At 65.3% G+C, this 18,665-nt stretch carries 14 protein-coding genes and 1 pseudogene; 7 read left to right on the forward strand and 8 right to left on the reverse strand.

Features of this window, described 5'->3' with window-relative positions:
• The first annotated feature begins 971 nt into the window (after positions 1-971).
• Positions 972-1,289 carry a response regulator transcription factor gene (locus EDD33_RS09135; RefSeq protein WP_246003438.1) on the forward strand — a complete coding sequence of 106 codons (318 nt, stop codon included), beginning with the start codon at positions 972-974 and terminating at the stop codon, positions 1,287-1,289.
• 587 nt (positions 1,290-1,876) lie between these two features.
• Here the strand turns inward: EDD33_RS09135 and EDD33_RS09140 are convergent.
• The gene (locus EDD33_RS09140) at positions 1,877-2,767 is read right to left on the reverse strand and encodes an SDR family NAD(P)-dependent oxidoreductase (protein ID WP_246003439.1); all 891 of its coding nucleotides are present in this window, start codon (positions 2,765-2,767) and stop codon (positions 1,877-1,879) included.
• The gene (locus EDD33_RS09145; RefSeq protein ID WP_123390285.1) at positions 2,764-3,948 is read right to left on the reverse strand and encodes a zinc-dependent alcohol dehydrogenase; all 1,185 of its coding nucleotides are present in this window, start codon (positions 3,946-3,948) and stop codon (positions 2,764-2,766) included. The genes EDD33_RS09140 and EDD33_RS09145 overlap by 4 nt, the downstream gene beginning before the upstream one ends.
• Before the next feature lie 481 nt (positions 3,949-4,429).
• On the opposite strand from EDD33_RS09145, the gene EDD33_RS09150 reads away from it, so the two are divergent.
• The 4 genes from EDD33_RS09150 to EDD33_RS20685 all read left to right on the forward strand — a co-directional run bounded on the left by EDD33_RS09150 (position 4,430) and on the right by EDD33_RS20685 (position 9,502).
• Positions 4,430-4,972, forward strand: coding sequence for a DJ-1/PfpI family protein (locus EDD33_RS09150; protein WP_170169749.1), 543 nt, complete (start codon positions 4,430-4,432; stop codon positions 4,970-4,972).
• Between the two features lie 438 nt (positions 4,973-5,410).
• Complete coding sequence (locus EDD33_RS09155) at positions 5,411-7,486, forward strand: ATP-binding protein (RefSeq protein ID WP_148077007.1); 2,076 nt, start codon at positions 5,411-5,413, stop codon at positions 7,484-7,486.
• A gap of 464 nt (positions 7,487-7,950) precedes the next feature.
• On the forward strand, positions 7,951-8,349 hold the full coding sequence (locus tag EDD33_RS09160; protein WP_170169750.1) for a response regulator transcription factor: 399 nt from the start codon (positions 7,951-7,953) through the stop codon (positions 8,347-8,349).
• A gap of 469 nt (positions 8,350-8,818) precedes the next feature.
• Entirely contained in the window at positions 8,819-9,502 is a 684-nt protein-coding gene (locus EDD33_RS20685) for a TetR/AcrR family transcriptional regulator (RefSeq protein WP_123390293.1), read from the forward strand.
• A 152-nt stretch (positions 9,503-9,654) separates the two neighbouring features.
• Here the strand turns inward: EDD33_RS20685 and EDD33_RS09170 are convergent, their stop codons facing one another.
• The 3 genes from EDD33_RS09170 to EDD33_RS09180 form a co-directional block, all read right to left on the reverse strand.
• Positions 9,655-10,068 (reverse strand): DUF1761 family protein, encoded by a 414-nt coding sequence (locus tag EDD33_RS09170; protein ID WP_123390295.1) that lies wholly within the window; start codon positions 10,066-10,068, stop codon positions 9,655-9,657.
• 105 nt (positions 10,069-10,173) lie between these two features.
• Positions 10,174-10,617: a VOC family protein gene (locus EDD33_RS09175; protein ID WP_123390297.1), complete on the reverse strand. Its 444-nt coding sequence runs from the start codon at positions 10,615-10,617 to the stop codon at positions 10,174-10,176.
• Positions 10,618-11,238: 621 nt separating this feature from the next.
• Positions 11,239-12,636 (reverse strand): wax ester/triacylglycerol synthase family O-acyltransferase, encoded by a 1,398-nt coding sequence (locus EDD33_RS09180; RefSeq protein WP_170169751.1) that lies wholly within the window; start codon positions 12,634-12,636, stop codon positions 11,239-11,241.
• Positions 12,637-12,909: 273 nt separating this feature from the next.
• Between EDD33_RS09180 and EDD33_RS20525 the strand changes: the two genes are divergently transcribed.
• Complete coding sequence (locus EDD33_RS20525; protein WP_246003440.1) at positions 12,910-13,164, forward strand: ANTAR domain-containing protein; 255 nt, start codon at positions 12,910-12,912, stop codon at positions 13,162-13,164.
• Positions 13,165-13,230: 66 nt separating this feature from the next.
• On the opposite strand, the pseudogene EDD33_RS20860 reads toward EDD33_RS20525, so the two are convergent.
• The 3 genes and pseudogenes from EDD33_RS20860 to EDD33_RS09200 form a co-directional block, all read right to left on the reverse strand.
• A pseudogene (locus EDD33_RS20860) lies at positions 13,231-13,758 on the reverse strand (hypothetical protein); the annotation flags it as partial.
• A 258-nt stretch (positions 13,759-14,016) separates the two neighbouring features.
• Complete coding sequence (locus tag EDD33_RS09195; RefSeq protein WP_148077008.1) at positions 14,017-15,045, reverse strand: CU044_5270 family protein; 1,029 nt, start codon at positions 15,043-15,045, stop codon at positions 14,017-14,019.
• The gene (locus EDD33_RS09200) at positions 15,042-15,674 is read right to left on the reverse strand and encodes an RNA polymerase sigma factor (RefSeq protein WP_123390306.1); all 633 of its coding nucleotides are present in this window, start codon (positions 15,672-15,674) and stop codon (positions 15,042-15,044) included. Before EDD33_RS09200 ends, EDD33_RS09195 begins: the two co-directional genes overlap by 4 nt.
• Positions 15,675-17,519: 1,845 nt before the next feature.
• Here EDD33_RS09200 and EDD33_RS09205 point away from each other — a divergent pair.
• Complete coding sequence (locus EDD33_RS09205) at positions 17,520-18,239, forward strand: GAF and ANTAR domain-containing protein (protein WP_123390308.1); 720 nt, start codon at positions 17,520-17,522, stop codon at positions 18,237-18,239.
• Positions 18,240-18,665 lie beyond the last annotated feature (426 nt).

Below are 18,665 nucleotides of genomic sequence, written 5' to 3' on the forward strand. Positions count from 1 at the left end.
CCACCCTCACTTCGAGCACGACACATACCCGTCACACCGTCCCTTCGACTCAGGACGGCACTAACGGATGCGACGGCTTCCCAGGCCCGGGAAGCCGGTCAGCCCAGAACCAACACATCTGATACCAGGCCTCTGTCGAAGCGGAGTTCAGTCAGACTGACCAGACAGCGGCCACCCTGATCCGAGTCGCACTTGACGTGCAGCGACTGCCGTATCGCTGGCCCGCGCCGCCCGATGCGGCGAGCACCGAGATCGCCGGTGCAGGCACATGCGCGGGCAAGCATGCACTGCTCGCCGAGCGCCTCGAAGAAGTAGGCCTAGCCAGCGCTCCACTGCTTGTAGTGGGCCCGCTCGCGCCCCCTATATGGCAAGACCTCGCTGGCGAGGCCGAAGAACTGATGGAAGTGCACAAATGCCTCACGGCCCTCACCCCGTGGGCCGGGCCGCTCATCGTGGACGTCACTTGGCATCCACCCGCCGTCGCCGCTGGACTACCTGGCATGCCCAATCCTTGGGACGGGAGCAGTAACATCCCCACCGCCATCACGGCCACCGGGCCTGGGTATGCAATCGATCGCACCAGGCTTCGCGAATACAAAAGAGAAGTTGCGGGACAGGATGTACACCCGACAGCAACGCGAACGCCGCGACCGCATCCTTACCGAAATTGCAATACGAGCCACCACGTTCTAAGCCGCGCACGTGAGTCCAACCCGCCTCAGAAAACGCATAACCATTCCGGTCTGCGGCGACGCGAACGCTCACACTTGCCGGGGGATGTAGCCCCTGTCGAAGACGACAGCAGGGCGGGAACCACTAGTGTTCCCGCCCTGCTGTCACTCACCACTCTTCGACTTGTCGCAAACTGGCGTCATTCCGTCTCAGTCTGATGGCAAAACGTCTCAGTTACGTGGCAAACCTGTCGCACTTCGGTGTCACTTGACAGCCAGCTCGAGCGAGACGAGCACAACGTGCCCGTCCTGACCGGTTACCTGATCGACCTCACCGATCGTGAGGGCGAGCGGTGGCACCAGCTCAGCGTGTCTTCGGCCGGCGATGGCCCGACACAAGTCGCTTGGAGCAGCGAACACGGTCTGTCACCGCGGGAAACGCAAGTGCTCCTGCTCATAGCGCAGGGGTACTCCAATGAGGGAATCGCCCGTCACCTGTTCCTCAGCATCAACTCCGTCAAGACCTACGTCCGAACCGCCTACTACAAGATCGGTGCGCAGCGCCGGGTTCAAGCAGCGCTGTGGGTGCATCAGCACATCACGTCATCGGTGCCGTGAGCAGCACGCAAGACGATCAGGAGTGGGTGGGCCAGCTAACTTCGAGATTCTCACGCGCACCAGTGCCCCTCAACAACGCCCTCTTCGCGACGTGTCGAGTGGTTCACCGAGTCATGCTCGGTCCGCCTCCCAGCTTTGGAGTCTGTGAGAGGCGGCGACATCTCTGGCTGAGTTTCAATCGGGCCACGGAGCGCTGGTGGTCGGCCCGTCAGCCGCCGGTGCTGTGCCTACAGCCGCCGGTCGTGTCAGCGGATAGCGTCTAGGGCGTTCTCGACTTCGACGATGTGAAATACGCAAGTCCAGCGCGTTGTCCCGCGTTTGCAGTTGAACTCAGCACCGATGGTCTCAGCGCCACCTCCATCCCCCTGCGACGAAACCCAAGTAGCGCGCCCGCCGTGACACCCGCTCACAGTGACGGTAGACGGGCCGAGGTGCGTCGTACGCCGGCTCAGGTCGGCATCGCTCCGGCTGCTCACGCTCGTCGGTGTGGACGTCGCGCACCAGCTGGTCACAAGTAGCTCGACCTGCCTCGCCATGACCGCGCTCGACGGTACTAACCCGCATCCAGACCGGTGGGCAGCCTAAAGTCAGCGGAGCTGTCCCCACACGTGGGGCCAGCGGCCGCGAACGGCCTCGTGCTCGGGTACCGGCTCGAGCACGTTGCCTGCCCCGGGGGCGGCGTCCTTCCCGTCGAGGCCCATCCGAGCCATCAGCGGCGTCACCAGGGCGTCGAAGACACCGGGCAGCAGCCGGAAGCCGGCGACCATGGCCGGGTTGCCGCCTCCTACGTTCTTGTCGCGACGCGGCTCGTCGAGGGCCGCGATGCACGCCTCGGCGACCTTCTCGGGGGTGGTGACGGGCGGCGGCGGGTTGCCGTGGTGGCCGATCCAGGTCGCCGCGAGGTCGTAGATCGGGGTGTCGACGCCGCCCGGGGACACCAGGGAGACCTCGACCCCGGGCAGGCTGCGGGCCTCGATCTGCAGGGCCCGTGCCAGGCCGGCGACGCCCCACTTGCTGGTGGCGTACGGCGACATCCACGGCGTTGAGATCTTGCCGAGCACCGACCCCAGCAGCACCAGCGACCCGCCGCGGCGCTCCTCGAAGTGCCGCAGGGCCGCCCGGGCGACGTTGGCCGTGCCGACCAGGTTGGTGCGCAGCACGCCCTCGAAGACCTCGGGAGGCACGTCCTGGAACCGGCCGTACGCCGCGACGCCGGCCGCGTGGACGACGCCGTCCAGCCCGTCGTGCGCCGACACGGCCGCCGCGAACGTCGCCGCCACCGCCTCGTGGTCGCCGACGTCGGTCGGGAGCACCAGCGTGTCCCGCGCGCCGCGGGCGTCGCACTCGCGGGCGACCTCCTCAAGCACCCCCTGCGACCGCGAGACCAGGACCAGGCGGGCCCCCTCGCCGGCGAGGCGGTGGGCGGTGGCTCGGCCGATCCCCGAGGAGGCGCCGGTGACCAGGACGCGATGCTTCACGGCTTCAGCACCACCTTGATGCAGCCGTCCTGCTTCTTCTGGAAGATGTCGTAGCCGTGCGGTGCCTGCTCCAGCGGCAGGTGGTGGGTGGTCAGGTCGAGCGTGCCGAGCGGGTCGGAGTCGTCGAGGACCGCAGGCATGATGTCGTCGATCCAGCGCTTCACGTGGCACTGGCCGAAATGCATCGTGATGCCCCGGTCGAACATCTCCATCATCGGCATCGGGTCCACCTCCCCGCCGTACACGCCGCTGACCGACACGGTGCCGCCGCGGCGTACTCCCTTGATGGCGGAGTGCAGCGCGCCCAGGCGGTCGAGCGCCATCTTGTCGGCCATGGGAGCGGCCACCGCGTCCGGCAGCGCGCCGACGATGCCGTGCGCCAGCTTGCCGAACGGGGAGTCGTGCGCCTCCATGCCGACCGCCTCGACCACGCCGTCGGGACCACGCCCGTCGACGAGCTCGATCAGAGCGGCTCCAACGTCGTCGATGTCGGTGTTGTCGAGCGTCTCGATGCCGTGGCGCTGGGCCATGGCGAGCCGCTCGGGCACCCGGTCGATGCCGATGACCCGGGAGGCGCCCAGGTGCTTGGCGATACGGGTCGCGAACTGGCCCACCGGGCCGAGCCCGAACACCGCGACGGTGCTGCCCTCCTGCACGTCGGCCCACTTCACCGCCTGCCAGGCCGTCGGGATGATGTCGGAGAGGAACAGGAACCGCTCGTCGGGCTCATCGGAGGGCACCGGGATCGGACCGAACTGCGCCTGCGGGACCCGGAGGTACTCCGCCTGCCCGCCGGGCACCGCACCGTAGAGGTCGGTGTAGCCGAACAGCGTCGCGCCCTTGCCGGTCTTCCGGTTCTGCGTCGTCTCGCACTGCGCCATCAGGCCGCGGGTGCACATCCAGCAGTGACCGCAGGAGATGTTGAACGGCACCACCACCCGGTCTCCGGGCTTGATGTGGGTGACCTCGGACCCGACCTCCTCCACGATGCCCATCGGCTCGTGGCCGAGGACGTCACCGGTGTGCAGGAACGGGCCGAGCACCTCCATCAGGTGCAGGTCGGAACCGCAGATCGCCGACGAGGTCACCCTGACGATCGCGTCGGTCGGCTGCTCGATCCGCGGGTCCGGGACGTCGTCCACCCGCAGGTCGCGCTTGCCGTGGAAGGTGAGAGCTCGCATCAGGGGGCCTCCGTGTCGTGGGCTCCTTCTGTTCCCGATGCTCGTCTGGCTACTCGACGCGCCCGCACATTGCCCAAGCCCGTTCACGGCCCCGAGCCACGCCGCGCGGGTGCGACTCGGCGCGAAACCTTCTGCAGCCTCTTCGGGCAAGTCTGTGGGTCCGGAACAACGTGGTGTACGCCGCCCACCCCACTGTCGGACGCTGGCGACCGCGGCGCAATGCCGCGGGTGCAGTTGCCGGACTGTATTGGAATCCGGACGTGGCGGGCGTGCTGGTCGGCGTTCATTCAGTGGATGCACTTAGCCCTATGCAGTCGTCGGCGGACGGCGCGACATCTCTCATCGGTAGTTCAGTTGGCTGGGATAGCGAGCTCGAGCCCACGCGGTGCTCGGGCCAGAACGTTGGGCGTGCACTACCTTCAATGCGTCTGCCCCGAGCCCGAGCGCAGAAGTTGGACTACTGCCACTTTCAGGAGCCTGCGTGGACCTGTTCCTCGCCCGACGGACCATTGGGTTCGTCACCGCCCAGGACGGCGTGGATGACGCTGAGCTCACCGGCACACTTCAGGCAACCCAGTCCGCAGGAGCAAGGACCGTGCTCATCGCCCCTCAGTTCGGCCGCGTCCGCACGGTGCGTGACGGCGACCATGCCAACACCTACACGGTGGACCTGACTCTTTCATCCTGCGAGTGCCAACAACTGGATGCGCTCGTGCTGCCTGATGGAGCCGAGAACTCGAAGGCCCTGCGCGAGGACTCGCGCACAGCAGGCTTCGTCGGAGACTTCGCACGCACTGGCCGCCCCCTGGGAGCGTTCGGCTACGCCATCTGGTCGCTGCTTGACGCGGACCTCCTCAAGGGCCGCCATGCCACTTCCCACCCGGCGATACGGGACGAGGTCGAACGCGCTGGCGCTCACTGGCACAACCGACGTGTCGTGGTGGACGACCCCATCATCACTAGCCGAGCTGCCAGCGACGTCGACGCCTTTAACTTGCAGCTCCTGGCACTTCTAGATCGTTAGGCGAAACCGACGGGGCGCTACGCACAGGGTCAGGTCGCCGTGACATGGGGCCGGCCCCGCAGCTTGTTCGCTACGGGACCGGTGGAACCGGGCGCCACCCGGTTACGCCCGCCGGCGCCCACCGGGATGAAGAATTTTGGGGCGGGTCGCAGCGGGGTTGGCTCGCCAAGTTTCCCTGACGAGGTGGATGGTCCGGCGGTGTCGACTTCTGGCAGCCATTGCCGCTGTGAGCTGCGTCATACCGCGCGCCCTCCAGGGTCGGTCAGGTGCGGTTGCCCAGGGCGCACGATGTGCCCCGCGTGCGCTCGGGACACCTTGCTGACCGCCGGGACCCTCCTCCTGCGGTCGCCGCTTGAGCGGTAGTCCTCAATCGCGCCTTTGGGCCACGAAGGTCGCCGTTTTGCTCCACCATCCCTATGGCTCTGGTAGATATGAGTGGTGAAGCCTGGAATCAGGGTGCGTGATTCCAGTCGGCTGCGGGCTGCTGGCCGGTCAGTTGGCTTCTTCCTCGCCTCATTCGGCGCAAGCTATGTGGGCGCACTGACCTTCTATGAGCCCGCCCAGATCAGTCTTATCTGGCCCCTGAGCGGTGTGGCTCTGGTCTGGCTGATGACCGCCACTCCACGGCAGGTTGTGCCAGACCTCCTCCTCCTCGGCTTAGCCGCCGCACTGTCAGTGCAGCTAGCAATTGGCGGTCGGGATCTCGCTCTTGTCGGCGCAGCGTTGGCGGTTGCTCCCACACTCGCCATGCTTGCGGTGCTCCGGCGGGCGGGACATTGGCCCCGCCGATCCATGAGCGAGCCCGTACTGCAAACACTCCAGGACCTGGTCCCGTTCGGTGGCGCGCTTGTGGTGGGCGGGCTAACGACGGCCCTGTTGCGCGCTTCCGGGCTCGGACTTCTAGAACCTTCTGGGCTGGCCAACGCTGTCCTGACCTCTGTGCGTTTTGTTGCCTGGACCTTCACCATCGGCACCTTGGTCGCAATCTGGGTCGACCGCCCGCACCAACGGACAGCCCCTATCTCGACCCGGCGCCGCGTGCGTCTGCTGGAGTGGATGCTTACCACCCTGGGAGCCGTGTGGGCTGTCTGGCTCAGCTTTGTATCAGAGGACCGCCTGCCGGCCATCTACCCGTTGTTCTTGGTCGTTGTCTGGGCCTCCTTGAGGACCAGCCTGCGCGTCGCAGTCAGTTTGAGTGCTCTGATCGGCCTTGCCGGCGTGGTCTTGACACTCGCTCGCATCGGACCGTTCGCGGCCGTGACTGAACCGCGGACGGGGGCGGTCCTGGCACAAGGTTTCGTCGTCTGCATGGTCTTGGTGGCTCTGGTGCTCTCGTTGTCCCTACGCGATCGACATTCAGCTCTCGCTCAAGCGGAACGGGAAGGTGACATCGCCCGTGACCGAGCTGCACTGTTGGACGCCGTACTGACGAACATCGAGGAGGGCATCCTCGTTGTTCAGGACGACGACCAGATCATGTTGGGCAACGCAGCAAGTCAGCACCTACTCCCCCATCTGTTAGACGCAAGTGCATTCAAGTTGCCAGATGCGCACAGCCCGCACACCCTCACTTCTGCCGACGGCAACCCACTCAATTACGACTCGTTGCCGACTCGACTGGTGCTCACGAACCGATATGACGGCGCCCGCGATGTCGGCGTGCGACGCAACGGCAAACTGACACGAACTCTTGAGGTGAAGGCGACCAACTTGCCAACACATTCGTCTGACGACCATGCACGCGCCGTTGTCACTCTGCGCGACGTAACTACGGAACGAGAAGAGCGCTCCGAACTGGAGGCGTTCGCTGGAGTGGTCGCTCACGACCTCGCGAACCCGCTGACAATCATCGTCGGCTGGTCGGAAGCGCTGCTGGAGCTGTCTGACGATTCAGCTTCGCTCGACGCCACCCAGTTGCGTGAGTTGGCTGGCCGCCTACTCGGTGCGTCTTCACACATGCAGATGTTCATCAACGACTTGCTGGCCTACACGCTTAGCCGGCACGACGTTTTGCAGTCCACCACCGTGGACCTGTCTGAGATGTGTCGCAGCATCTCGTCGCTACGCGACGTTGCCAGCCACGTAGACATCGGTGCCGGGATACAAGTCCACGGTGACGCCGCGCTGTTGCGGCAACTCCTCGACAACTTGCTCGCAAACGCGATGAAGTACACCGTTCCCGGCTCCACGCCGCAGGTGAGCGTCACGGCCGCAGGGGATCACCAGCAGGTGACCGTCTCCATCCAGGACAACGGCATCGGCATCAGCGCAGAGGAACAAGACCGCGTTTTCGATGACTTCTTTCGGGCCAGCACGGTCCGTAGCACTTACAGGGGAACAGGCCTCGGCCTAGCCATTTGTAAGCGCGTCGTGAGCCGTCATGGCGGTGAGATCTGGGTGGATCATTCAGTGACAGCACCGGAACCGAACCACGGCACACGGGTCTGCTTCACGATCCCCACGGGACCTAGGCAGGAGCATGTGCTGCCGGCGGCGGGCCTCCCGGTGGTGTAGTCGGGCTGCTGCCCTCAAAATTGAGTAGGGAAAGGCGGGTTGTGAACTTGCCTCACCGAGTCGACCAAGGAGCAGGTGAGGCAGCCAGCCGCTGCGTCTGCAGAACATCAGAGTGGCTGCAGGTCGCGGCCACGTAGGTGCTCAAAGCGAGAACCACGAGGGCGCGTAGGGCTAGACCACATCGGCGGCATAACCACGCCAAATGCACAGCAGCCCCGGGCGCCCGTACCGTCTGTGGCGTGCAAATTCGACAACTACTCGTGCGCGTTGGCACGCACCAGCGAAGTGCTGGGGATGGCCCTAGGCCGGGCGCCATCACTCTTGGAGACGGTTCACTCACAGCGCGCCGCACAACGTGGACCGCGACGCATCGTTCTTGGCAGCCAAAGCCAGCCCAGCAACGAACTCCCGCCTCGACCGACAACCCACCCGACGTTGAGTCAGACATGCAGACAACTGCCGCAATGCCCACCGTCGAGCCCTCGGTGGGTTCGCGCACAGTGCTCATAGTCGACGACGTCGAGGAGTCACGCGACCTGCTCATGTGGCAACTGGAGCGCGACTCGCAACTGCATGTGATCGGTCAGGCCGCCGACGGTCAGGAGGCGGTAGCTCGCGCCGCCGAACTTCAACCAGACCTGGTCGTTCTCGACCTGAACATGCCCAGACGCGACGGGCTGACGACCATTCCACAGTTGTACAACGTGGCGCCCCGCACCCGAGTCGTAGTCCTAACCAGCTACAACTCTCAGGAAGCCTTGCACGCGGCCGCCGATCTCGGAGCAGTGAAGTGCCTTCTCAAAGGCATGCGCCGCGCCGACTTGCTCAGTGCCCTTCACCGGGCACTAGGGCTAGCTGACTGAGGCACTTGAACTCAAGGCGCCCGGCAGACGTCGTGGCCCCGAATTGACGCCACTGACGACTCAGTTGCCGGTGTCGTTCACCAGGAACTGGATGGTCGCGCGCCCATCGAGAGATGCGAGTTAAAGCCACGTCATTACCGTGATCCTGCGGTGCTGTGCACCTCATCGACCCGCTTCAACTTCGGCAACGGACGGCCGAGGAGGCAGTTCTGGGCGTCGACCCACGCGTCAGGCGCCGACAGCGGGGCAGGGTTCGTCAACACCCCTCTCGGTACTCAACAATGGACTCAGGAACGGCCGACAGGTAGGTCGCCGCTACCTCACCGAACCGACGGAATGGGCTTGAGACATCTCGGGGGGAGGGGATACCAAAGACGGTTCGACGCCGGCCGCCCCGATGCATGATATAGAACTTGCGCGTACCGGATGTGCCGAGTACCGTAATGGCCCTGATCGTCGGAAGGACACGATGGCCGCCAAGCGAGCGCCGGACCAGGTCGAGAGTGCGCTGGGTGGGGAGGGTGCCGGGGGCGCCGAGGCATCCGTCCCGACCAGGGTCGGTCGCAAGCGGGACCACTCGCGTGATGTGGCCATCTTGGAGGCCACGCTTGATGTACTCGCCGAGGTCGGCTACGCAGGCCTCACGATCGACCTCGTCGCGTCCCGGGCAAAGGCTGGCAAGGGGGCCGTCTACCGTCGTTGGTCCTCGAAAGAGGAGATGGTCCTCGAGGCTGTTGCACGAACGCGGCCCGGCGAGGTGTCGAAGGAAGAGTTGCCCGACACCGGGACGCTTCGCGGTGATCTCCTCGCACTGTTCAAGCCCCAACCGCGCGAGGAGACCGAGAGGCGGATGAAGGTGATGGCCGCACTGGCCTCCATGGTCCTCATGCATCCAGACTTCGACGCAGCGGTTAATGACACGATGGTGGCGTCGTGGGCTGATTCCTACCGCGTCTTGATGCGACGCGCCGCCCAACGCGGTGAGATCTCAACCAGCGCTGACATCGACACCATTGCCGACGTCATTCCGTCGGTTGCCGCATACCGTGCCCTGATTCAGCGACGAGCGTTCGAGAGCGATTTCCTGACGACGTGGATCGACGGAGTGATTCTTCCAGCCCTGATGCATGGAGCGGTCGCGACCGAAGACTGAAGGTGTCGCGTGCTCACTGACTTCCACACGGCGACGGAGGTGTGGGGTGCCGGCCACCAGTGGACCAACACGCTTCTTGCGTAGTTATCTAGGTCGAGCGCGCAAAAGCCCGCAAGGCCAGTCCGAGCCGGACGGGCCTTGCGGGCGTGCGCTTACCCGACCAGCACGAGGCTCGCGCCGGTGAGCAGACTGCCGATGAAGAAGTACGGCGCGTTGATCAGTGCGTAGAACACGGGGCGCGCGAAGACCGGGTTGATTGAGATCTGGAAGACCATGGCGATCAGGTAGCCAGCTCCAACGATGGCCCCGAACAACAGCCCATCTGCGAGCTCATTGATCTCGAGGGCGCTGATGAGGACAGCGCTGGTCGCGACGGTGGCGAGATTGCACACGAGCGGGCCGGCGATGAACAGTGGACCGGCGCCGGGAGGGGCATCGTCTGGTCGACCGACAGCGGAGTTGTACACCTTGCCGATAACCACGGTGAAGTAGAGGCCGGCGAGGATGGTGAGGGCTACCAAGGCGACGACTACGCCCCACCAGTTGACTGACACGTCTGTGAACATGAGCTGCTCTCATTCTCTGAGCGAGTTAGGCCGTACGTTTACCGGGAGCGGTCGACGAGACGCCGCCGCGTGCCGGCTCGGGTGGTGCTGTTGGTGCGTGATCGGCTAGTACTGCGCCTGCAGGTCGAGGACCCAGACCACTCCGAAGCGGTCGGTGAGCATCCCGTAGAGCGGCGCACCCCAGGGAGCGGGCCCGAGGTCGGCCTGGATCGTGGCACCGTCGGTGAGCCCGTTCCAGTAGGCCGTGAGCTCGTCTGCAGATTCGGCGTCGCCTCGCACGGAGACGTAGACGGGCTTGTCGCCGCGGTCGTAGGACAGTGCAGAGGGAACGTCGTAGACCATGACGTGGAACCCGTTGTCAGCGAGGACCTGTCCCCACATGACCTGATCGGCCTCCTCGGCGGTGGCCAAACCACCGTTGCTCTGCACGTTGTGGGCGTCGCCGAAGGTGATGGCGGCGACCTCGCCGCCGAAGACGGACTGGTAGAAGTCCAGCGCGGCGCGAGCGTTGCCTCGGAAGTTGAGGTGGGCGGTGGTCGTGATGGGCATGGCGGAGCTCCTTCGTGATGGGGGGTGAGCCCGCTGCACGAGCGAAAGCTCAACGTCCCGATGTGGCGCGGATCCTTTGCTGTCCGCACCACTGACGGTACTACCTAGTTCCGGAACGTTCAATAGCCGGAACGCGAAAGCTCTGCCTGCTTCTGGTGCACCCGGTTGCCCGCAGTCGCGGCGCGCTGAGGCTCGCGAGCCTCGCGATTGCTGGCCCCGTCGCCGCTCGGCACGCGCCGTGGAGGCCTCGTGCCCCGCCACCCGAGCGCCGAGTCGTCCGTGACAGCAGATAGCTGCGAGGTGGGGTGTAGCCAGAATCAGCCGGGGCGCTCTGCGTTTCGCGTTCTGACGTCTGCACGCTTACGCGCACGCCGGCGGCGGACTTCTCCTGCGCCCCGAACTGGCGGCACGCGCGTTGCGCTTCTACGGTCGAGTCAGCATCTGGTCAGGCATGCCACCGACTCGCGCTGCCGGGCCGCGTCAGCGATGACGCTCCGCACTCCCTCAAGGTCTGCCTGAGGTGTGACCATCGGCGCCGTCCACCCAGCGACTCCAAGTCGGAGGGGAATCCCCGTCTAGAAGCGCTGAGTGGGTATCTCAGACACTAGACCGCGGCGAGCTTTAAGAGGCGCTGTCTTGCAGGCGGCCGCGCACGGCCTCATCTTTTGGTGTAGCCAGAACACTGGACAGGTCAGTTATCTCCTGTCGAAAGGCTTCAAGAACAACTAACGGGTCGGGTACCACTGCGGCGTCAGTCTTGAGCCCGATTGTCACCATGCCGTCGTAGGTGAAGATGCAAGTTCCGAGGGTCTGTGTTGCTGACCCCGGCACCCAGCCGAGCAGTCCGGTTACACGCGTCCCTGCCAAGTAGCGGGGCTCGCGTGGCCCGGGAACGTTGGTGGTGACGCCGGTCGCCTTGCCCGCGAAGAAGGTGACGAAAGCGTTGCTGACATTCCGCCCCAACCGTCCGATTCCGGAAATGATCGCGAATGTTATGACGGGCTCGGGAGAACGTTTGATTTTGTCCATGCGCCGCTTCGTTTCCGCCAGACGTTCGGCGGCGCCTGCGACTCCCGACGGCAGCAGCAGGAGGACGACGGCAAAACGGTTTCCCAATTCGGGAGGTGGAGGAAGGTGCAACGGGCGGAGGCTGACCGGAATCATCGTCGGCAAGTCAACAGCGTGAGCACCGCGCTCGACCTGGTAGCGCCTGACGGCCCCGGCCAGCGCAGAGACCAAGACGTCGTTGACGGTCGCATCCGAGGCCTTGGCGATGTCTTTGATGAGCTGCAGTTCAACCGGCTCGGACCACACGGCTTGCTTCTGGGCGCCCACAGGACCTTCGAGTGGCGACGGCGGGTTGCGAGTCAGCATGAGCTTGGCAACGACGCCGACCGCACGTAACGCCGTCCGGACTGTTGCTGCACACGCTCGGAGGCCGGCGGATCGTGCAACGCCCCGCGCCTGAGACCCGACCCTCTCTCCTGTGTCGGCACCAGGGGCTCGACCGCCCGCCGGCGCATGCGCGTCACGGGCATCTTCACCGGTGGCGGCAGACGTCTCGGTGAGCGAGATCAAGACCTGCGTTAGTGCGATGCCGTCCGCAAGGGCGTGGTGCAGTCGTACGTAGATGGCGGCACCCTCATCGAGACCGGTCACCAAGTGAACTTCCCAGAGCGGGCGGTCGCGCGGCAGCGGCGTGGCCATGAATGAGCTGACGTACGTCTGGAGCGCGGCGGCGTCGCCCGGTGCAGGCAGCCGCACCTCGCGCACGTGTCGCTCGAGGTCCAAGTCGGGAACATCGTGCCAACAAGACCTTGACCATGGGTTATGACCCTTGACCGGGATTCGGGAGAACACGGGGTAGATGCCAATGAGTCGCTCGCGGAGCAGGCGATCGAATGCCACCCGGTCGATCGGACCTTCGAGGAACATCACGCATTCGATGACCATGAGGTTGCGGACTCGGTCCATGTCCAGCCAGATCGCGTCGACGGGCTTGACGCGATTGTGTCTCACCATGTGAGCCTGTCACCGCGGTCCAACTTCGGCTTACGGCCACTGCGCGTGCGCGCGCGCGGCATGCTCTTGTCGGTGCGCCCGGTCCGCGGTGGTGACGCGGCACAAGAGGACTTCTTGTGAGTGCTCGGGACCTGCTCCGTCTTGGCTTACGTTGTAAGATGCGAACTCGTGAGAGCCACTTCTGACGACGCAGACGGAGTCAACCCAGTTAGGCATGAGTTCGCGCCTCGCACGATCCAGGACGAGCCGCGTCACCTTTTGGAAGCCGCGTTGAACAAGGTCCACCATCTGGAAGTTGCTCTGGAGCGCCGCACCGTGATCGGTCAAGCCACCGGTATCGCCATGGAGCGTTACCAACTGACCCCCGAGGTGGCGATGGCTGTGCTGCGCAGATTGTCACAGGCGACGAACCACAAACTTCATGACATTGCGACGGATCTCGTCGGCACGTCCATACTCCCTCCTGGTGCCGCCGAGGCCTGCGAGCAAGCCGGGACCGATGTGGCCAGTTCCGCTGACCCGTGAGCCGATTCGCACAAAGTCAGTAGGCCTTAACTTCAGCGTCATCCCGATGACTTCGGCCTGCGTGAACCACTTCTCACCAGTCCAGTAACGGTGGAGCCGAGCGTCCCTGGGGTCGCGGTACCACCCCGGCTCGCGCCTCTCATCGGACCCAGGCTCGCGCATCGCTCGGACACTCTCACCCGCCGTACCGCACCCGAAAGAGCTCGTCTCACGCTCGGTTACGCGCACGACGCCGCCTGAGTGCAGCGCGGACACGGCCAGGCGGTGGTGGGAAACCGCCACCCGTCGGGCATTGTGCCCATGTGTCCTCAGACATTCGCGTCTTCGATGCCGACCTTCGGCCGAGCATTGAGGTGCATGTAGGCCCAACGTGGCGCCTGGGTGAGCTGCGCGCCTGGATCCGGCGAGGTAGCGGGTGGTGGGCACATGTGGACTACGTCGTGGCCGGCGACCACGCCGTGACAACGACGGTTCCCGAGTACCGTGTGCGATCCAGTGACCCTCGAGGCCGCCCTCCGGGGCCGGAGCACGTCGAGGGCACGACACGGGACTAGCCGTATGAAACCCCCTGACGCCAAAGCGACGGCTCCCCATCCGCGCTTACCACCCCCGCAGGCGTGCCACGGGGCGTCCCTGATCGGTGTTGGCACCTGGAGTATGAGAATGCGGGAGCCAGCGAATGCGGAACGAATAGCCCAGGTCATGAATCTGCGTGGATGACGAATCGCCCTGGTTGGCATTACTGATTCGACCCGCCCCTTCACGAGGGTGTGACGGCGGTACGCGGCGCCGTTTCGCCACCCTTGCTCGGCGCTGGCGAGCGCTCGAAGGTTTTGGGTCGAACGCCGGACGCTAGGCAGGGGCAGATCCGGGTCGGTCCGGTCTAACCCCCAGGGCATCGACGACCCCTCTGGTTATCACTGCTGTGGCGCCGAATAGGACGTCGCTCCCCGAGTCTGATGAGGCCCCCGGCGCGTACCAGCGCGTACCGAGCGGCGACGGGGATCCGGGCTGGAAGACCAGTTCGGTGACAAAGCCTGTGCGTTCGTCGGTTCGCGCAATCCCGAACCCGGGCCGTCCCATGGCGTCTTGCGTCCGGTCGACACGCTCGACGCCGGCGATCTTCGTGAGTGACTGTAGGAGCGCGCCTGCCAATTCGGGCGGAACCATGCCTTCGCTCATCACATCGCCGATGCGCTCAAACGTGTACTGGTCGACGCTCTGGCCTGAGCCCACCTGCTGGCGGCTCCCCAGCTCGTCGAGGATGCGATCAGGGTCGGCAGGAAGCGAGGCGATCCATTGGTACGTCGGCCGGTCGGGCCCGGCCGGTACGACGTAGCCGCTGCTGATTGGCCAGTCCTGTCCCCATTCGCGGATCAGCCCCGAGTTCGAGGACCTGGACGACTGTGACAGCCATACCTCGCGTTCATGCGGTCGTGACACGTCGAGCCTGCCGCCGAGGGTGCCTTCGTTGGTGATGACAGCGCTGCGGACATAAACGAACTGGTCGTCGGCAACAGCAGGTGTGTGGACATTGGACGCGGCGACGGTGAGTGCATCCAACGCGCTTACCGCGGCGGCATCTGCGCGGACCGGTAGCGAGGGAGAGGCATTGTTGGGTGGAGGTGCGGTGAGCGCTAGGCCTGCCAACGACGCGACAGCTATGACGCAAGCAGCAACGGTGAGTGCGGGCCCGAAGCTGGCTGCAAGCCTTCGCGTGCGCATGACAGTCGATCTTTCGACCTGGGTGATGTGAGCGTGGTGGCTTCGTTCTAGGCGCGTACGACGACCGAGTGTGAGGCTGCGGGGCGTTGGCGTCGGGGCGAGTTCGTGGAGCTCGGTGATGAGCGCGAGGTCGTGTGCGTCGCGGTTGTTGCTCATGTAGAGACCTCCTGGATGGGCGGGGGAACAAGATTGAGAGTTCGCGCCTGCTCCGAGTCGTTGAGGTCGTCGCCGACGAGGGCACGAAGTCGGCGACGCGTGCGCGAGAGTCGTGACCGCACCGTCCCAGGAGGCACACCTAGGGCGTTCGCGACCTCGCCGATGCTCAGACCTGACCAGACACACAGGACGAGCACCTCGAGCTCGTGCGTCTTGAGCAGACTCAGGGCTGCTTGTGTGCGCCTCAATTGGGCCGAGCTGTCGACACGCGTGGCGACTTCTTCAGCAAGATCTGGGCCCGCTTCGACGAACCGGTGTGCGTATCGGGAGACGAACGCTTGCTGGCGACGGCGGCCACGAGTCGCGTTCAGTGCCTGTCGAGCAGCGATGGCCAGCAACCATGGCAAGAGTGGCTCGTCATGATCAGCGATGGTTGCTCGCCGGCGCCATGCGATGAGAAAGGTGTCGGCGGTCACATCTTCGGCCAGTGAAACATCCCCGCATAATGTCGCCGCGACGCGGTGCACTGTGTCTACGTGTGACTGGAAGAGCTGTGTGTGAGCTTGCACCTCTCCTGCCCGCAGCCGTTGACGCAGCGACCGCCAAGCGACGTCGTTGTCTTCATCCACACTCGTAACTGTCCGGCACGGGACGAGCGTTGCGGTTACCGGCTGACCGGCCGAGGCAGAGTGGCCGCATCGAGGCCCGCCCTCATATCAGCGACGTCACCAGTCGCACTCCTGGTTTGCGAGTTTCCGGGACTCGCCCGCGGGCACCTACGCGACGGCCGAACCCCAAGGCCGGTGCCCTGGTCCTCCTCGAACCCACCGGCCCTAGTTCCACTGCCTCACAGTTGGTGTGACCTCGGAACCCGCGTGGACTATCCAGTGGGCTCGTCGAGCAGGAGGCAGACGGCAGTCGTCTGGCGAGGTTCGCCTCACAGGCTCCGCTACGGAACCGTGCTGACCTTTTGCCGGTACGCGGGTGACTGCCACATGACTCGACGTACCCGGTGGGACCTGCCCGGATGTCGCGGCACCCCGATGCCGCAGGTCGAACCCCTTCACGGGTGACGCGGGTGGAGGTCGCGGGCCGCCTCGATCGTGCACCGACCCACCTGGATGCCGTGGTGCCGTCACCGCCCACCTCCGCTGGCCCCAGTTGCCCAGACGTGTCTCGCAGAGGGGTCGTTTGTGGCCGGAGTGCCTCGCCCAGAGTCACAGTGTCCGTGTCAGAAGCACTGCCACGATGAGCTGCGCTTGTCCGCGCGAGAGGCCAGAGGCGGAACTGGGACACCCTTCGCGCCTTGCGCAGGTGACCTGAGGCTGCACACGGGCGTTCCCCGTTGCCCTACGGGGTTCGGACCTCGTCCTTCCACGGGTAGTCCTGGGCCAGCGGCCACCGGTCGTACTGGTCACCCACGACCTTTGGGACCCGTTTTGGTGGGTAGCTGGCGAAACCAGGCTGTGGGGGCTGGCCGTTGGTCTCGCAGTAGGCACCGGTCGGGTTGTCCAATGCGTACACCGGATACTGGCCTTGGGAACACATACGTTCTGGTCCGAATAGACACCCGGCCAGGGCGGGGACACCGATGACGACTGACAAGGCGGCAGGAAAGATGTGAGAACGTTTCATGTCCACTACCGTGCCCGCGGCGACATGATTTGGCTTCGGTCTTTGTACTCAGTTTCGAGGCGCACCTACTTAGGAGGCCAACCCCTCCGTACTTCCTGTTTCGGGGCGACCTCACGTTTGCGCCTGGAGCAGGATTTGTAACGCCCCTGGGGTTCGCGTGGCGACCAGAGGTCAAGCGGAGCCGAAGTTACTTCCGTCGCGCAATCAGCGACCACGTCGACGTTATAGCTGCGTCCTGGCCTTGAAGTTTCGTACCGACGTCCGACTGTCGGCGACGTGCTGCGGCGGGTGGGACGTGGGAGCATCGGCACCCTTTCAGCTATCCGCATCGGGCGTCCAGCCGGCGGCGTCTGGACTGCCCGGCCGGAGTGGGCGGTCGTCGGATGTGCGGAGAACGACGGTTGCTGACCCCCATGCCCCCTTACGATTTCGGTGAGGTGCGCCTTGGGTGGCGACCCGGACCTGTCCGAGTAATAGCCGCCTCGACGACGCGCTCTGGCGCTATGCGGGTGCGGGTGCGGGTGCGGGTGCGGGTGCGGGTGACCGATGTGCGTGCTCAGAAGCTGTTCGCGGCGGCCGGCGCGCGGCGCTACGCCTACAACCGCGGCGCTGGCCCGGATCGTGGCCAACCACGCCCAGTTCCGGGTGGGACCCGCCGTTGCTGGGGGTGGTGCGGGTGCAGCTGCTGTGTAGATAGGACGTCTTCGTGAGGCGTAGTGTCACGTGTAAAACCGAGGGTGTTCGACGCTGTAACCTTCGGGACGGATCGCAGGGCGTCTTGCGACGAACCGTCTCTGTGTCCCCGCCGCTTCGGGAGGCATGACACAGGAAAGGTTCACATGGACACCGAGATCGCTCGTGCGGTTGCGCACGCCGCGAACCAGATGCACCGTGCGGCAGGGGTCGATGACACGTTGGAGGTCATCGTCCGCAGCGCTGCTGAGGCGCTGCCGACGTTCGACCACATCGGCGTCTCCACCGTCGAGAAGGACGGGCAGATCGTCACGCGGGCGTCGACGAGCGCGCTGGTCCTTGAGCTGGACGACTTGCAGTACACGCTGCACGAGGGGCCTTGCGTCAGCAGTATGGACGGCGATGACGTCGTGCCCGCTCCGCACATCGAGACCGACCATCGTTGGCCGAGCTACTTGCCCGGTGCCCTACGTATGGGCCTGAGATCCCAGTTGGGTGTCAGGTTGCACCTCGACGACCGGGGCACCATCGGTGGCCTGAACTTGTACTCGACGACTAGCAGCGAGATCGCCGCAGGTGACGTCCTGGTCGCGGCGTTCTTCGCGACCCACGCGTCGCTTGCCCTGGGGAAGGCCCGTCACGTGGAGACACTGAATGACGCCGTCGCGACGCGGCAGCTGGTGGGGCAGGCCATCGGCATCCTGATGGAGCGCTACGACATTGACGATCAGGCTGCTCAGGCGTTCTTGTGGCGCGGTTCTTCGCACACGAACACGAAGGTGCGTGACATGGCCGCCTCGCTCGTAGCCGAGGTCAACACGCGTCGTGGCGCGCCGCCGGCGGACGGCCCGGACGCTGCTGGCTGAACCTCCGGGCCTAGACAGACGTGTCGGTCCTGTCAGGCCGGTTCCCGCCCTGCTTGGGGCTCATGCGCTGCCCGGTGCGGTTGGCACCTGCACAGTCGCCAGGACCTGGGGCCGTGGGTGGCTCCGGGGCTTGCTTGGCGTGTGGCGCGGGAGCCCGCCGGTGGAACTGGCGACGAGGGGTGACGAAGGCCGCAGGCAGTGGGTACCGGACAGAACCGGTCAGGTTCCGGGTCGGCGTTCGGGTTAGCCGCGTGCTGCGTGTGCGGCCCAGGCGTCCCTCCACGGTTCGGGGCCTGGCCGGGGCGGTAACAGTCGTCACCGGCACAGCAGCGCGGCGGCCGACGCGCCTCGTTTGCCGTTTGGAACCCTCGACGGCGGGCAGTGGTTCACCCGCTGCGGCAGGTGGTGACCACTCCTGAGCACGAT

This window comes from Nocardioides aurantiacus, assembly GCF_003752505.1.
GTDB classification, from domain to species: domain Bacteria; phylum Actinomycetota; class Actinomycetes; order Propionibacteriales; family Nocardioidaceae; genus Marmoricola; species Marmoricola aurantiacus.

Excerpts from the sequence above, each read along its gene's own strand:
- EDD33_RS20685 (WP_123390293.1), top strand. The coding sequence starts at position 8,819 with ATGGCCGCCAAGCGAGCGCCGGACCAGGTCGAGAGTGCGCTGGGTGGG.
- EDD33_RS09205 (WP_123390308.1), top strand. The coding sequence starts at position 17,520 with ATGGACACCGAGATCGCTCGTGCGGTTGCGCACGCCGCGAACCAGATG.
- EDD33_RS09175 (WP_123390297.1), bottom strand. The coding sequence starts at position 10,617 with ATGCCCATCACGACCACCGCCCACCTCAACTTCCGAGGCAACGCTCGC.
- EDD33_RS09145 (WP_123390285.1), bottom strand. The coding sequence starts at position 3,948 with ATGCGAGCTCTCACCTTCCACGGCAAGCGCGACCTGCGGGTGGACGAC.
- EDD33_RS09170 (WP_123390295.1), bottom strand. The coding sequence starts at position 10,068 with ATGTTCACAGACGTGTCAGTCAACTGGTGGGGCGTAGTCGTCGCCTTG.
- EDD33_RS09195 (WP_148077008.1), bottom strand. The coding sequence starts at position 15,045 with ATGAGCAACAACCGCGACGCACACGACCTCGCGCTCATCACCGAGCTC.
- EDD33_RS09160 (WP_170169750.1), top strand. The coding sequence starts at position 7,951 with ATGCCCACCGTCGAGCCCTCGGTGGGTTCGCGCACAGTGCTCATAGTC.